The sequence below is a fragment of the Arthrobacter sp. RT-1 genome, from assembly GCF_003367205.1.
In the GTDB taxonomy this organism is placed as follows: domain Bacteria; phylum Actinomycetota; class Actinomycetes; order Actinomycetales; family Micrococcaceae; genus Arthrobacter.
On the sequence record NZ_QRGQ01000009.1, the window covers coordinates 25,868 to 39,193 of the forward strand.

Here is a 13,326-nt window from a genome sequence, read left to right on the forward strand (position 1 = left end):
GAGCTGAACTGGTTTCGACAAGCTCAACCACCGGACTTACGGCGATTGAGCCTGTCGAAACCAGGTTTCGACAGGCTCAATCGCCGGTGTGCTTAGGCTGGCTGGCGGTGGCGCTGACGGGCGGATGTCTCCGCCAGGATGCCCTCGCAGCTGCGGATGACCACGCGGCAGGCGTCAAGGGCTGACCTGTCCGTGAGCGGGTTTTCGGCCACGGCGCGCCACCGCAGGAGGAAGCGGCGCGCCTCATCGGACAGTTCGTCCGGCGTCGCGTCCGCATCCAGCCCCAGGCGCACGTGGGACGCAGCGCCCCAACCTCCAATGAGGCCCTCGGCCTCGTTCGCCAGCTCGGAGCTCAGCGACACACCGGTGGTCCGGAGCGTTGCAAGCAGCCGCAGCTCCCGGAACTCGTGGGCGTTTGCCTGCAGCCGTTCCAGGGCGGCGGCCAGATGCTCCGTTCCCGGGCGGGGTGAGGTGCGCAGCAGGGATTCCACGCCCACCAGCGCGGTCCGTGCCTTCAGCGCCTCGGCGCGGGCCTGGAACTGGCGGCCCAGCAGGTCCAGCAAGGGATCCAGGCCGCTGCGCCGGGCGAGCTCGTGCGCAAGTGGGGTCGGTTCGTCGAAGCCGTTCCGGATCAGGACCACGGCCAGCCGGATGCCGAACAGCCCGTACCTCGCCAGCAGGGAAGCCCTTGCCTCCGCGGTGAGCGATTCCGGGTTTGTGGACCGGAGGAACCTGTCGGCCGAGAGCAGCATCTTTTCCCGGTCTGCGCGGTCCAATCCGGCCAGCTGTTGGAGCGACACAAAATCCTGCTGGCGCATGGCCCGGGCGCTCTGAGCGAGGAGCCCCGCCACCGGGACAACCCCCAATGCCAGCTTCCGCAGGTTATGGTCCCGCCGGTACCTTTCGGCGATCTCGCCTGCGGACAGCAGCGAATCGATCCGGCCGGCGCCTACCTCGTCGGCCCTGGACAATACCGCGAGTGCGTTGACCGTGCCGGAGCGGCCCGCTTCCGTGTCCCGAAAGGATTCGAGGAAGCGCAGGTCGGAGGCGTGCATGTGGCGCATCAGGTAGATGACGGCATCCGCCTCCGACGGGGTGTCCTCGGGCGTGAGGAAGCTGGTGGACCGGGCGGATACGTCCTCGGACAGCGAGGCGATGCCGGGGGTGTCGATCAGGGTCATGGTTTGCAGCATCGGTGACGGCCACTCCACATCAAGCCGGTCCACGTCCTCCGCCTGCACGTCCCCCAGCACGAACACCAGCCGGCCGTCCACGCGTTTGAGTGGCAGGTTCCGCGGTTCCCCGGTCTTCGGGTGCAGCGTGATCCGTGGCGTGTGGCCGTGGCGGTACCAGGTGACGATGCGGGTGCATTCCCCGGTGTCCGTGGGGGCTATCTCCTCGCCGATGATCGCGTTCAGCAGCGTGGACTTTCCGGCTTTCACCATGCCTGCGATGGCAATCCGCAACGGCTCCGCGAGCCTCCGGGCATAACCCCGCAGCACGGCAGCTGCGGCGTCATCATCACCGTAGGCTTTCAATGCCTCCTGGACCAGGCTGGCGGCTCCGGAAACAGTTGTGGCAGTCATCAGACCGCCACCGACGACAGTTTCCTGCTGCCGGCCACTTCAGCCGCAACAACTTCCGCTGCCCGGTGGAGCGCATCCACCTTCTTCAGCTCCGCCTTGATTTCCCGGATCCGGACGTCCTTCTTCAGGGCGTAGGTGGTGGCTGCCTTTTGCGCTACCGTCACCGAATCCGTCAGGGAGCGGTGGTGTTCCTCCGCGATTTCGGTGAAGTGGTCGCGGATGGAACGCTGGACCAGCCGCAGCCGGTCCTTCAGCTGCTTGCCTACCTGGAAGGTGACGTCATCGATCTGTCGTCTGACCAGGGCCTTGGCTTCGCCCTGCCGGCGCTTGAGCCGGGCTTCCTTGTCCTCCCGGTATGCCTTGCGGCCCAGCAGCAAGCCGGCGCCCACCGAGAGCGGGTTGATCAGTGCCATACCGAAGATGCCGGTGAGGAGGCCAAACATCAGCACGCCGCCGTAGGATCCGCGCATGCCGATCAGTACCTTCTGCATAGGGTTGATGCGTCCATCCTCCATGCCCGGCATCGCGTCCACGGGGTCAAGTGCGTCACCGGAGTCGGACACCCGCATCACCGGCAACGACACCTCATCGGCTGCAAAGTGTTCAGCCACCTGGGCTGCCAGCCACTGGGCACGCTCGTTGGTCCAGACGAAGGTGTCGGAGATGGCAGCGGCCGCGCATTCCTCCAGCCACTTGGAAAACTCATTCCAGCTGGGGCCCGGGTCACCCTGGTCGATGGCGGTCTCGGCTTCCCGCTGGATGCGGCGGAGACGGTCCCGGAGGTCGTACTCCATGTCGGCGATGAGGTCGCTGATGCCGTCGTTGAGGGTGATCTGCCAGCGTGCGGACCGTTTCCGGAGGTCGTCGGCTTCGGCGCGGGCCAGTTCCAGCTGCGCGATCATCTGGGGCGTGCCTGCAGGGTTTTCCAGTGCTTCCAGCTCGGTCTGCAGGGAGAGGCGCAGGTTCTCGGTGACGGACAGCAGGTCCTGGCTGACGGAGCGCCGCTGCAGGCGCTGAGCGTTACCCACGATCTCGTTCCGGAGGTGGCTGATCAGCCCGGGAAAGCCGGATTCGTTGTTCAGCTCGCTGTCCTGCAGGCGTGCGGCCTCAAGGCGGAGGTCCGAAGAGACCGGGAACAGCGGGATATCGGGGGCCACCTTGCTTAGATGGAACCGGTCCGTCTCCTCCACCCGCCGCCAGTCCGGGTACAGGTCGGTCTTGGACAGGACACCCACAACGCTGGGGGTGATCCGCATGGCCTGGCGGAGGAAGCGCAGTTCCGGTTCGGTGTACTCCTGGGAGGCGTCTGAAACCAGGAGCATGGCATCGGCGGTGGGCAAGGCCGTAAGGGTGGTGAGGGTGTGGGAGGAGCCCATGCCGCCAACACCGGGCGAGTCGATGACGGTGAGCCCGCCGGTGAGGACCTTGCGGGGAAGGTAGACCTCGGCGGCGACGAGCTTCTTGCTGTTCCCGGGGTTTCCCTGCTCGGAAACGTAAGCCGGGAGATCGGCCATGGGGATCTGCTGGCGTTCAACGGTGCCTTCGTCCCCGGCATCCCCATCGGCTTTCGGGACCAGGATGGCCGCCGAGGCCGGATCACCGTACCGGACCACGGTGGGGACCGATGTGGCAATGTCGTCGTCAACGGGGCACGCCGGTGCGTTGACCAGGGCATTGATGAGCTTGCTTTTGCCTTGCTTGAATTCACCCACCACGATGACGCGGATGCTGGGATCCTTAAGCCGTCCCATGGTCTGGTCCAGGCGCTTGCGGAGATCTGCCCTGTCGCCCGTGCCAACCAGTGTGAGTCCATGCTCCACGAGTCTGACCAGTTGCCCGGCGGTGGCCGGTGCTGTCGATTTTGCCGGTCCTGCTTCTGCCACAGCGTTTCCTTTTGCGTTGAGCCCCGAATTGGAACGTGGGATGGGTTGGGAAGAGCCCGGCAGGAGGTGGGAACCTCCTGCCGGGCTTTCCTGTCCGGACTGGCTGCTAGCCCGCCGTGGCCTCGGCGTCGTCCGCGGCGAGTGCGAGGTTGTTGTCCTCTACGTTCACATCGGTGTTGATGGAGTTGTCCTCAGTGAACTCGAGCTCGTTGTCGGCGACAACAACGTTGTCCTCGACATTGACCGGGTTGAAGGAATCCTCGACCTCTACCTCGACATCGGTCTCGGTGGTCTGCGAGTTGTCGTTGAACGAATCGTTCAGCTCGACGTCCGTCTCGGTGGAGTTGTCCTGGAAGGAGTCCTCGATCGTGACTTCGGTGGTCTCGGAGTTGTCCGTGTTGAAGGAATCCTCGAGCTCGACGTCAACCTCGGTGTTCGTCGAGTTGTCGTTGAACGAATCCTCAACGTCGACCTCGGTGTTGGTGGAGTTGTCCGAGTTGTCGTTGAACGAATCCTCGACGTCGACCTCCAGGTCGTTGTTGGTGGAGTTGTCGGAGTTGTCGTTGAACGAGTCGTCGATGTCGGCATCGATGTCGACGTCGGTGTTGAAGGAGTCCTCGATGTCGGTCTCTTCGTTGCCGATGTTGACGTCGCCGCCGGCGCGGATGGAGTTGTCCGTGGAGTTATCCGTGGAGTTGTCCGTGTTGTAGGAATCCTCGATGTTGTTGGAGTCCTCGACGTCAGCGTCGTCGCCGGCGGCGATGGCACGGTCACCGGAAGCGACCACCGAGTCGTTGTCGAACCACTGGGTGACGTCGCCGTCGGCCCAGATGTTCTGATTCACGGACTGGTCCGTGATGGTGTCGCGGTCATCCACCGTGGAGGTGTAGGAGTAGTTATTCACAACGTGGTGCAGCTGCTGGACTGCGTGCGCGTGGTCGTCGCCACCGTGGTTGTTGCCGCCGCCGTTGCCGCCGCCGTGGTGGCCGCCGCCGTGGTGGCCTCCACCATGGTTGCCGCCACCGGTGCTGCCGCCGCCGCCGTTGTCGTCAGTGTGGGAGCGGTTGCCGCCGGTGTTGTACTCCCGGTCGAAGCGGGAGGCGTTGACGGTGACCGGAGCGTAGTCCAGGACTACCGGCATTGCGGCGTCGACGTCTGCCGAGCAGACCTTGCCAAGTCCGTGGTCTTCAAGGACCTTCTCCGGGTCATCCAGGAAGTCCTGGGCGGCCTGGCGGTCTCCGAAGAGGTTCATAAGGAACTGGACGAGATCGTTTGCGAGTGTCATTTGAAGGTCCCCTGCTTTTCTATGAGTTGCGGTTCGCCCTGCGTCGTTGCTGGGCTTGAATCAAACGTATGGGCCGGGGGTAGGACCGGGCATCGGGCCGGTTCCCCCTACCGGCAGTCCCCCGCGTGGGGAACCGCCGGGCCCCCGGTTAGGGGCATTAGGGGCTTACTCCTGAGGGGGATTCTCGGAGCTCAGGGCAAGGCGCAGCCGGGCCAGCAGGTCCGAGCGGTTTTCGGCACCCAGGCGGCGGCGCATCCGGGCTATGTGGTGTTCGGCAGTCCTCGGGGAGATGTAGATGGCCTCGCCGATCTCCCGGTATGTCTTGCCCTCAAGCACCAGCCGGGCAACCTCTTTTTCCCGTTCGCTGAGCCCTGATCCGTCCGGCTGCACGCCGTTGCCGGTTTCTGCGGTGGGAGCATTGCGCGTCTCGCCGGAACCCGAGGTTCCGTTGCCCGTGGACGTTCCCTGCGGATGGAGGTCCCGGGCGCAGGACAGCAGGCGCACCATGTCCTTGCGCTCTTCCGCCCGGGCTGCGGCGTGTCCGGCAAGCCTGGCGCCTTCCCACGGCATCCCCACCCTGCCCAGGCCACGCGCGGCGGCCTCGACGTCGGCGGGCTGGAACCTGCCGGCCAGCACCGAAACCCATGCCTTGCCCGCGGTAGCCAGCACGGCTGCCAGGTGGCTGTGGTGCGCGGCCCGGGCCAACGCTGCGGCATGAGGTGCCAGGTCAGCGGGGCTTTCACTGAGCAGGGCGGCCTGGGCAGCTGCCCAGTGGAAAGGCACCGCCCACAGCGGCGGGTTGCCGAGGCGCTCCAGGAGCTGCTTTGCCTCGTCCAGGTAATGCGCCACCCGCCGGGTTTCCCGCAGCCGGGCTGCCGTGATCATCAGCTCACCCCACGGCAGCAGGCTGTAGAGGTCCACGGACGTGTGCAGCATCGCTTCGCGGGCGCGTTCCCACGCCATGACAAGTTCGGGAATTTCGCCGTTCCGCCGGGCGAGGCCCACTTCCAGCGCCGCCCGCAAAAACTCGTCCCGCGGAACCAGGGGCCAATGATTGGCCTTGGAAGCCTCGTTGATGGACAGCCGGGCGTCCTCGAGCTTATCCTGCTGCATCGCGGACCATGCCTGTAGCAGGTAGAGCCGCGGCTTCGCAGCATTTCCGCCCTGGCCGGCGGCAGTGGCTGCCCGGCAGACCGTCTCGGCGAGATGCGGCTCTCCGCTGTTCAGCGCCGCCAGGGCGGCCAGGGCTGCCGGGGTATCGGGAAGCGGAAGGGCTGCCCCTGCCGCGTTCAGCATGTCTGACGCGTGGATCAGGACCGGCAGCGCCTGGTGCGGATCGCCGGCCAGTGACTCCAGGATTCCCTTACCGGTTTCGGTCATCGCGGCGGCCAGGAGGGTGGGCGATGCCGGGGGTGCGTCAGCTTTGAACACCGCATCGGCTCCCGGCCGGTTGCCGCAGCCCACCATGGCTACGGCGGCCAGCGGCGCCGAGGGTCCCAGCCGGGCGGCACCCAGCCAGCTGAAGGCGTCCGCACCGCGGGCCAGCATGCCGCGCTGCGCCCAGACGGCGGCGGCTACGTTCACGCCCCGGCGTACGTCCGGCGGATCCTCCTGCACCAGGAGGGTGTCGATGATCCGGGTGGCTGCGTCCAGGTCCCCGTCCCCGGCTGCGGCCTGGGCACGCCGCGCGGCCGTGGCTATTTCGTCGGCTCCTGCCAGCAGGGCTTCATCGTAGAGCTGGCAGGCCAGGCCGGGGTCGTGTTCCAGCGCCTTGTCCGCCGCATGCTCCAGCTCTGCCGCCACGCGCTGGTCCGCCAGGCCCCCGCGGGCCAGCTCGCGGGCGAAGTCGCCCAGCGGCTGGCCGTCCGTGACGTACACCGTGACGAGTTCACGCTGGAGCGCGTGGACTTTCGTGGTGGGTGCCACGGTGAGCAGGGCGTGCTGGGCCGGTCCCACCACGGTCCCGTCGGGTGTCAGCAGGCCTGCTTTTTCTGCCCGTTCAACCAGCGCAGCGAGGCTTTCCACCTCGCCGCCGTCAATCTTTCGCTCCAGGTCCGCGGGCAGCGGTCCCGGCAGGGCAAAGCCCACTGACAACGCCAGCAGCAGCTCGCGGACTGCGGCGTTCTCGCCCTTGAGCTGCCGGGCCATGAGCTCTGCAGCGTGGGGCGACTGCCCCGGATGGTTCAGTTCCGCATGAAGGAAGGCCGGCTCTTGCGCGCGCATCTGATGACCCACCATGCTAAGCCGCCGGTTCAGTCGCGGTCGTGGGGGCAGGATCCGTCACCACTGGCGCATCGGTAGTGGTTGGCGGTGGTGGAGCAACCGTTTCTGATGGCGCCGGCTCCACGGGAACCGGAACACTCGGCGCGGGGTCCGACGGCAACGGATCGACCGGAGTGGGGTCGACGGGTGTCGGATCCACCGGAGTGGGATCGACCGGCGCAGGATCCACCGGGGTGGGGTCAACCGGAGTCGGGTCAACGGGAGCGGGCTCTACAGGGCTTGGATCCACGGTGGGATCCGGAACCGGCGCACTGGTACCGGGAACAGCAGGATCAGTGGTTCCAGTACCCAGCGTGGGGGTGCCGTTGGGCTCGGTGGTGCCGCCCGGCGTCGTACTTCCGGTCCCTGGTGCCGTGCCCGCGGCACCAGGATCCGCTGCTGCACTGCCCGTGGATCCTCCGCCGGCAACGGCCTTGTCCGCAGGTGTGCTCGACGAGGGCCGGCTGGTGGGCGAGGCCGCCACGTCGAGGCCGGCCTTCTTGTCGGGAGCAGCCTTGTTCACGCCGGCCTCGATGCCTGCCAGCGGTGCTGAGCCATCCCCCGGAGCACCGGCAGCGGGTCCCCCGGCACCATTCCCGCCGCCGCCGGAACCTCCTGCTCCGGCTTCCGGGGCGGCACCAGCTTCCGGGACGAACATGGACGTGAGGTTGGTGAAGCCTTCCGGGCTCTGGGCTGCGGTGGCGGTAAGGACGGTAAAGAGGGCAGCGGCTGCTGCGATGGCCGTGAGCCGCACGGTGGGCTTCGGAGCATGTGCTCCGCCATGGTGCCCGTGTCCCGGGCCGTGGCCCGCGGCCGGGGCGGCGGGCGTCTTACGGGACCAGCTGGCCAGCCGTACGGGCGCGTGCCCGTCTTCCGAAGCGTCTTCACCGGAGGAAGGCGCGACGGCGGTTCCGTCGGCTTCCGCGGCGGCCCCACCGGCAGCAGCTGCTGCCGGAGCAGCTTCCGGCTGTGCCAGCACCGCGGACACGGCCGCGCCCAGGCAGATGGATGACTTGGGATCGGCGTCCACGGCGATGGGCCGGTCCAGCTGCTCCGAGATCAGCTGCGCCACGAGGGGGATGCGCGAGGATCCGCCGATGAGCAGCACGGCGGTCAGGTCCGCCGGCTCGAGCTCAAGCTGTGCCAGGGATTGTTCCAGGGCGTCAACAGTGTCCCGGATGGGTTCTTCAATCAGCTCTTCGAATTCGGAACGGACCAGGCGGATCTGCTGCTGGATGCCGGGGAGGAGCACGGAAATACTGGCTTCGCTGTCCGAGGAGAGAGCTTCCTTGGCCTCCACGCACTCCCGCCGCAGCCGGGTCAGCGCCGCAAGCACGCCCGGCTCGGCGGTGTCGAGGCCTGCCAGGGCGCCGCCGGTGTTTTCAGCGACGTAACGGAACACGGCAGCGTCGAAGTCGGCGCCGCCCAGGTTCTCAATCCCTTCCGGGCGCCCCAGGAGTTCAAAGTGGTTGGTGCCGGCTTTGCGCAGGACAGCTGTATCGAAGGTTCCGCCGCCCAGGTCGTAGACGGCGATGGTGCTGCCGTCCTCCACCCGCACCTGCGATGCGTAATGCAGGGCGGCGGCTTCCGGCTCCGTCAGCAGGGTGACGTTCCCAAGGCCTTTCGCTGCCAGGGCGTCGCTGATGACGGAGGTCCGGTGGCTGCCCCATGCAGCGGGATGGGTCAGGATGATTTCCGACGGCGGTGCACCCTCGCGCTCGGCCGCCCGGTCAACCACCCAGCGGGCCATGGTGGCGAAGACGTCCTCGGGAGGAAGGGACAGCGTCCCAACGGAGATGGGCACGGCATCGCCAACACGGCGCTTGAACTCCCGTACGACGCGCCCGGGGGAATCGAGCCCGCGGCGTTCCGCGGCCTCCCCCACCAGGATGGGGCCTTCCTCCGGGTAGTACACCACGGAAGGCACAGCTGCCCCGCGAAGGCCCAGCGGCAGGCTCTCCGGGACTGGTGTAACTCCTTGGTGAAAGCGGACAACGGCAGCAGCCGTAAAACTTGTCCCGACATCGATGGCGAGAACGTAACTCATGGAAACCCCAGGAAAAACTTGCGTTTCGCCAGCAACTTCATTACGGGCGAACGTCACCAACGTAGCACCACCCGGGGACCGGGAACACCCCCATTGCTACATCGATTTGTTATTTACCTCGGGTCCACCGGGCTTTCACGTGAATGCCCTGCTCAGAGGCCTGAGTAGGAGTGCAGACCGTTGAAGAACTGGTTCACGATGGTGAAGTTGAAGATGACACACAGGTAGCCGACGATCGAAAGCCAGGCCGCACGGGTGCCCGTCCAGCCGCGGGTTGCCCGGGCGTGCAGATAGCCGGCGTAAACCACCCAGATGACGAACGTCCAGACTTCCTTGGTGTCCCAGCCCCAGAACCGGCCCCAGGCCTTCTCAGCCCAAATGGCGCCGAACATCAGCGTGAAGGTCCAGCCGATGAAGGCAATGGCATTGATGCGGTAGGAGAGGTTCTCCAGGCTGAGCGCGGACGGCACCAGGCGCATGAAGCCGAGCTTGTCCGCGCCTCCGGCCGCCACGGTCTTCTGGCGGTGGGACTGCACCAGCTGCAGGGCGGACATGGCGAAGGTCAGCGTGAACAGCGCCGATGAGAGCACGGCGATGGAGACGTGGATGATCAGCCAGTAGCTCTGCAGGGCGGGAACCAGGTGCCCCACCGGCGTCCAGTACGCCACGGAGGCGGCGACCAGCATGATGATGGCCAGGCCCACCACGAAAGTGCCCAGGAAGCGGAGATCGCGGCGGATCAGCACCAGGAGGAATACCGCAATGGCCACGAAGGCGCCGGTGGTGAGGAACTCGTACATGTTGCCCCAGGGCACGCGTCCGGCGCCGAGGGCGCGGGTCACGACGCCGGCGCCATGGATGAGCGCACCCAGGACGGTCAGGGCCACCGCCACCCGTGCAGGAGCGCGGCGTTCCGCAGCATACTTCATGTCGGCGTCGGCCGTTGCAGCTCCCCCGGCCACTGCGGACTTCGCCGTTGACGACGACGGCCGTTCGGCCCGGCCCGCCGGCCCGGCAAGGTGGGACTCGCTGCGCGCCCCCGTCCCCGCGGCTACGGGAACCTTGGTGGCCTCTTCAGCCTGCGCGGCCTTGAGGTCGATGGCCCGCAAGGCTTTGCTGCTCTTGGCAAGGTCCCAGGCGAACGCGATGAAGGCGACGGTGTATGTGCCTGCGGCCAGCAGCATAAAGAGCTCGCTGTACTGGCCCATGGTTTCGTTGATTCCAAACGGCATTACTGGTCCTTTTCGGGCCCTTGCGGGCCTGCTGGGGTTGGGGTGGGGGAAGATTTTGCAGCCTGGTCATCCGCCAGCTGCCACTCTTCGGAGAGCAGCTTCCGCAGGGCGGCTGCCTCCGCGGCCAGGCGGTGGTCCTCACCGCGGGCGAGGAGCCCGTATTCCACCATGGTGCGGCCGTCGTCGTGCGTGCCGGTGCGTACCCAGGCCCGGCGGCGGTTGACGTAGAGGGAGAGGATGAGGCCGGCAACGGCGAGGAGCGCGAAGACCAGGGCGTACAGCTGTCCCGGGTTGTGGTGGATATCCACGCCGATATAGCGCTTTACGCCGTCAAAGCTGATGGTGCCCTTGCCGTCCGGCAGGGTGTAGGACGTTCCGGGGGCAAGGGTGATGCCGCCGGCGTCGAGGTTCCTGGCGTTAAGCGGCGTCAGGTCCTGCACATCCAGTTCGAACACGTTCTGCGGGGCGCCGTCATTCAGGCCCAGGTCCCCGTAGTAGGAGTTGAGGGTCAGCTGCGGGTTGAAAAGTTCAGGGTCGCCGCTGAAGGACACGCCGTCATTGGACACGAAGGCCGTGGGCAGGAAGAAGCCGGCGAAGCCCAGCTGGTCCGGCTTGGCATCGGGAACCTTGATCACCACTGAGGAGTAGTAGTTGTCCCCCTGCAGCTTGGCCACCACCGGGCCCTGCATGGCCACGTTCCCGTCGCCGTCGCGGATGGTCACCACGGGGGCGTAGCCGTTGCCGGTGAGGTAGATGCTGGTGCCGCCCAGGGTGATGGGATCGTTGACCTTCAGCGTTTCCTGCCTGGCCGGCGCGTCCGGGTTTTCCTTGGTGGTCACGGCAGCGGAGAAGTCGATGGGCTGGCCGAACTTGCCCTGGGACTCACGGTCGAAGGTGATGTCGAACTTGTCCAGCTGGACCGAGTACGGTTGCAGCTGGCCCGACTGGAAATTGGTGCCGGGGTTGAACTGGTCGTAGCCCACCAGGGTGTTCACGAAGGTGTCGCCCTCCACCAGGATGCGCTGGCCGCTGTAGCCGAACAGTCCGCCGACGGCCACCGACACCAGCACGCCGATCAGCGACGTGTGGAAGACGAGGTTGCCCACCTCCTTCAGGAAGCCGCGTTCGGCGCCCAAAGACGGCCGCGCGCCGTCGTCGTCCCGTACTTCAACGCGGTAGCCGCGCTTCTTCAGCAGCCCGGCGGCGCTGTGGATGGCATCCGACGCCGGGATGCCGGCGTCGGCGGGAATCACCAGCGTGCCGTACTCGGGAAGGCGGGAGAGCCGCTTGGGGGTCCGCGGCGGCTGGGAGCGCATCGCCTTGTAGTGGGCGATGGCGCGGGGCACCACGCAGCCGATCAGGGAGATGAACAGCAGGAGGTAGATCGCGGAGAACCAGGCCGAGGAGTACACGTCGTACAGCTGCAGGGAGTCCAGCAGCTTGCCGTAGTCCGGGTTGTCCTTGATGTACTGCGTGACCACGGACGGGTTGGCCGGGCGCTGCGGGAACAGTGACCCCGGGACGGCAGCCACCGCCAGGAGCAGCAGCAGGAACAGGGCCGTCCGCATGCTGGTCAGCTGGGTCCACGCCCAGCGCAGCATTTCCTTCGGACCCAGGGCCGGCAGCGCGGCGTCCGCCTTTGCCTCGGCCACTGTGGCGCCGGGCTCGTTTCCGCCGGCCGGTGCGGAAGACTTTTTCTTTACGTTCACACGCTCGCTCATCAGATTGGCAACTTCACGTCGGTTTGGAACCAGTACTGCAGCCCTGTCACCCAGGTTCCCCAGACGCCGCTGGCCATCAGCAGTCCGAGGACCACCAGGATGCCGCCGCCGGTGCGCTGGATGGCGAGGCGGTGCTTGCGGAAGAACGCCATCACGCCCATGCCCCGGCGCAGTGCCAGGGCGATCAGGAGGAACGGGATCCCCAGGCCCAGGCTGTAGACGAACGCCAGGAAGGCGCCCTTGGCGGCCGACGATCCGCCGGAGAGGCTCAGCAGCTGGACAGCGGAGTAGGTGGGACCGATGCACGGAGCCCAGCCCAACCCGAAGGTCAGGCCCAGCAACGGCGCACCCCATAGGCCTGCCGGTGGCTTGGCATGGATCTTGGCGTCGCGCTGGAGCCAGCTGAAGCCGCCCATGAACACCACGCCCATGATGATCACCAGGATGCCCAGGAGCTGGGTGATCCAGGCGTTCTGGGAGCCGGTGATCAGGGTGCCCAGTTGGCCGAAGGCGCCGCCCAGCAGCACGAAGATCACGGAGAAGCCCAGGACGAACAGTCCGATCCCCACCAGCATGCGGCCGCGTTTCTGCTTCTGCAGGTCCACGCCGCTCAGCCCGGTCACGTATCCCAGGTAACCGGGAACGAGTGGCAGGACGCAGGGCGAGAGGAAGGAGACCAGTCCGGCGAGCAGGGCCACCGGGATGGCAAGCAGGAGCGAGCCGTTCAGGATGGCTTCGGCGAAGGGGCTGTTCACGGTCCGGGCCAGCCGCTACTCTGCCACGGCGGCAGCGATAAGGGCTTTCAGGGTGCCCTTCTGGATTTCACCGAGGACGCGGGAAGCCACGCGTCCCTGCTTGTCCAGGACCAGGGTGGTGGGAACGGCTCCCGGCGGAACCAGCCCGGACACGGACAACAGGACGCCGCCGTCCTTGTCATCAAAGCTGGGGTAGGTCAGGTTGAAGGTCTTGTCGAAGGCCTCGGCGGTGGCTTTCTCGTCGCGGAGGTTGACGCCGAAGAACTGCACGCCCTGGTCCTTGAACTCCTGGTGGAGCTCCTCGAGGATGGGTGCCTCAACACGGCAGGGCGCGCAGGCGGCGAACCAGAAGTTCAGCACGGTCACCTTGCCCTGGAAATCGGCAGGGGCCACCGTGGTGCCGTTGAACAGCGTGCCGTTGACCTGGACGGGCGACTTGCGGTCCGCCGCTGCGAACTCGGTGACCGATCCGTCGCCGGCCACATAGTTCTTGTTGTCCCCGGCTTTGGCCTGCTGCGCCAGGGCATCCTCCTGGGCGCAGCCCGAGAGTCCCAT

Annotated in this window: 9 protein-coding genes; all 9 read right to left on the reverse strand. The window is 66.7% G+C overall.

Annotated elements, in window-relative coordinates; genetic code table 11:
* Positions 1–92: 92 nt before the first annotated feature.
* The 9 genes from DXK94_RS09590 to DXK94_RS09630 all read right to left on the reverse strand — a co-directional run bounded on the left by DXK94_RS09590 (position 93) and on the right by DXK94_RS09630 (position 13,326).
* Positions 93–1,586: a dynamin family protein gene (locus tag DXK94_RS09590; protein ID WP_115524791.1), complete on the reverse strand. Its 1,494-nt coding sequence runs from the start codon at positions 1,584–1,586 to the stop codon at positions 93–95.
* On the reverse strand, positions 1,586–3,469 hold the full coding sequence (locus DXK94_RS09595; RefSeq protein ID WP_115524792.1) for a dynamin family protein: 1,884 nt from the start codon (positions 3,467–3,469) through the stop codon (positions 1,586–1,588). Before DXK94_RS09595 ends, DXK94_RS09590 begins: the two co-directional genes overlap by 1 nt.
* Positions 3,470–3,575: 106 nt before the next feature.
* The gene (locus DXK94_RS09600) at positions 3,576–4,754 is read right to left on the reverse strand and encodes an IniB N-terminal domain-containing protein (protein WP_181884788.1); all 1,179 of its coding nucleotides are present in this window, start codon (positions 4,752–4,754) and stop codon (positions 3,576–3,578) included.
* 165 nt (positions 4,755–4,919) lie between these two features.
* A complete protein-coding gene (locus DXK94_RS09605) occupies positions 4,920–6,977 on the reverse strand; it encodes a helix-turn-helix transcriptional regulator (protein ID WP_258868508.1) in 2,058 nt (685 codons plus the stop codon).
* Positions 6,978–6,993: 16 nt separating this feature from the next.
* A complete protein-coding gene (locus DXK94_RS09610) occupies positions 6,994–9,063 on the reverse strand; it encodes an Hsp70 family protein (protein ID WP_115524795.1) in 2,070 nt (689 codons plus the stop codon).
* Positions 9,064–9,215: 152 nt separating this feature from the next.
* Entirely contained in the window at positions 9,216–10,295 is a 1,080-nt protein-coding gene (ccsB, locus tag DXK94_RS09615; RefSeq protein ID WP_079597502.1) for a c-type cytochrome biogenesis protein CcsB, read from the reverse strand.
* The gene (locus tag DXK94_RS09620) at positions 10,295–12,016 is read right to left on the reverse strand and encodes a cytochrome c biogenesis protein ResB (protein ID WP_115524796.1); all 1,722 of its coding nucleotides are present in this window, start codon (positions 12,014–12,016) and stop codon (positions 10,295–10,297) included. Before DXK94_RS09620 ends, ccsB begins: the two co-directional genes overlap by 1 nt.
* Positions 12,016–12,771 (reverse strand): cytochrome c biogenesis CcdA family protein, encoded by a 756-nt coding sequence (locus tag DXK94_RS09625; RefSeq protein WP_079597504.1) that lies wholly within the window; start codon positions 12,769–12,771, stop codon positions 12,016–12,018. The genes DXK94_RS09620 and DXK94_RS09625 overlap by 1 nt, the downstream gene beginning before the upstream one ends.
* Before the next feature lie 15 nt (positions 12,772–12,786).
* Complete coding sequence (locus DXK94_RS09630; RefSeq protein ID WP_115524877.1) at positions 12,787–13,326, reverse strand: TlpA disulfide reductase family protein; 540 nt, start codon at positions 13,324–13,326, stop codon at positions 12,787–12,789.

Bases quoted from the DNA above. Each gene is read 5' to 3' on its own strand.
- DXK94_RS09630 (WP_115524877.1), bottom strand. From the start codon at position 13,326: ATGGGACTCTCGGGCTGCGCCCAGGAGGATGCCCTGGCGCAGCAGGCC.
- DXK94_RS09605 (WP_258868508.1), bottom strand. From the start codon at position 6,977: ATGCGCGCGCAAGAGCCGGCCTTCCTTCATGCGGAACTGAACCATCCG.
- DXK94_RS09610 (WP_115524795.1), bottom strand. From the start codon at position 9,063: ATGAGTTACGTTCTCGCCATCGATGTCGGGACAAGTTTTACGGCTGCT.
- DXK94_RS09620 (WP_115524796.1), bottom strand. From the start codon at position 12,016: ATGAGCGAGCGTGTGAACGTAAAGAAAAAGTCTTCCGCACCGGCCGGC.
- ccsB (WP_079597502.1), bottom strand. From the start codon at position 10,295: ATGCCGTTTGGAATCAACGAAACCATGGGCCAGTACAGCGAGCTCTTT.
- DXK94_RS09590 (WP_115524791.1), bottom strand. From the start codon at position 1,586: ATGACTGCCACAACTGTTTCCGGAGCCGCCAGCCTGGTCCAGGAGGCA.
- DXK94_RS09600 (WP_181884788.1), bottom strand. From the start codon at position 4,754: ATGACACTCGCAAACGATCTCGTCCAGTTCCTTATGAACCTCTTCGGA.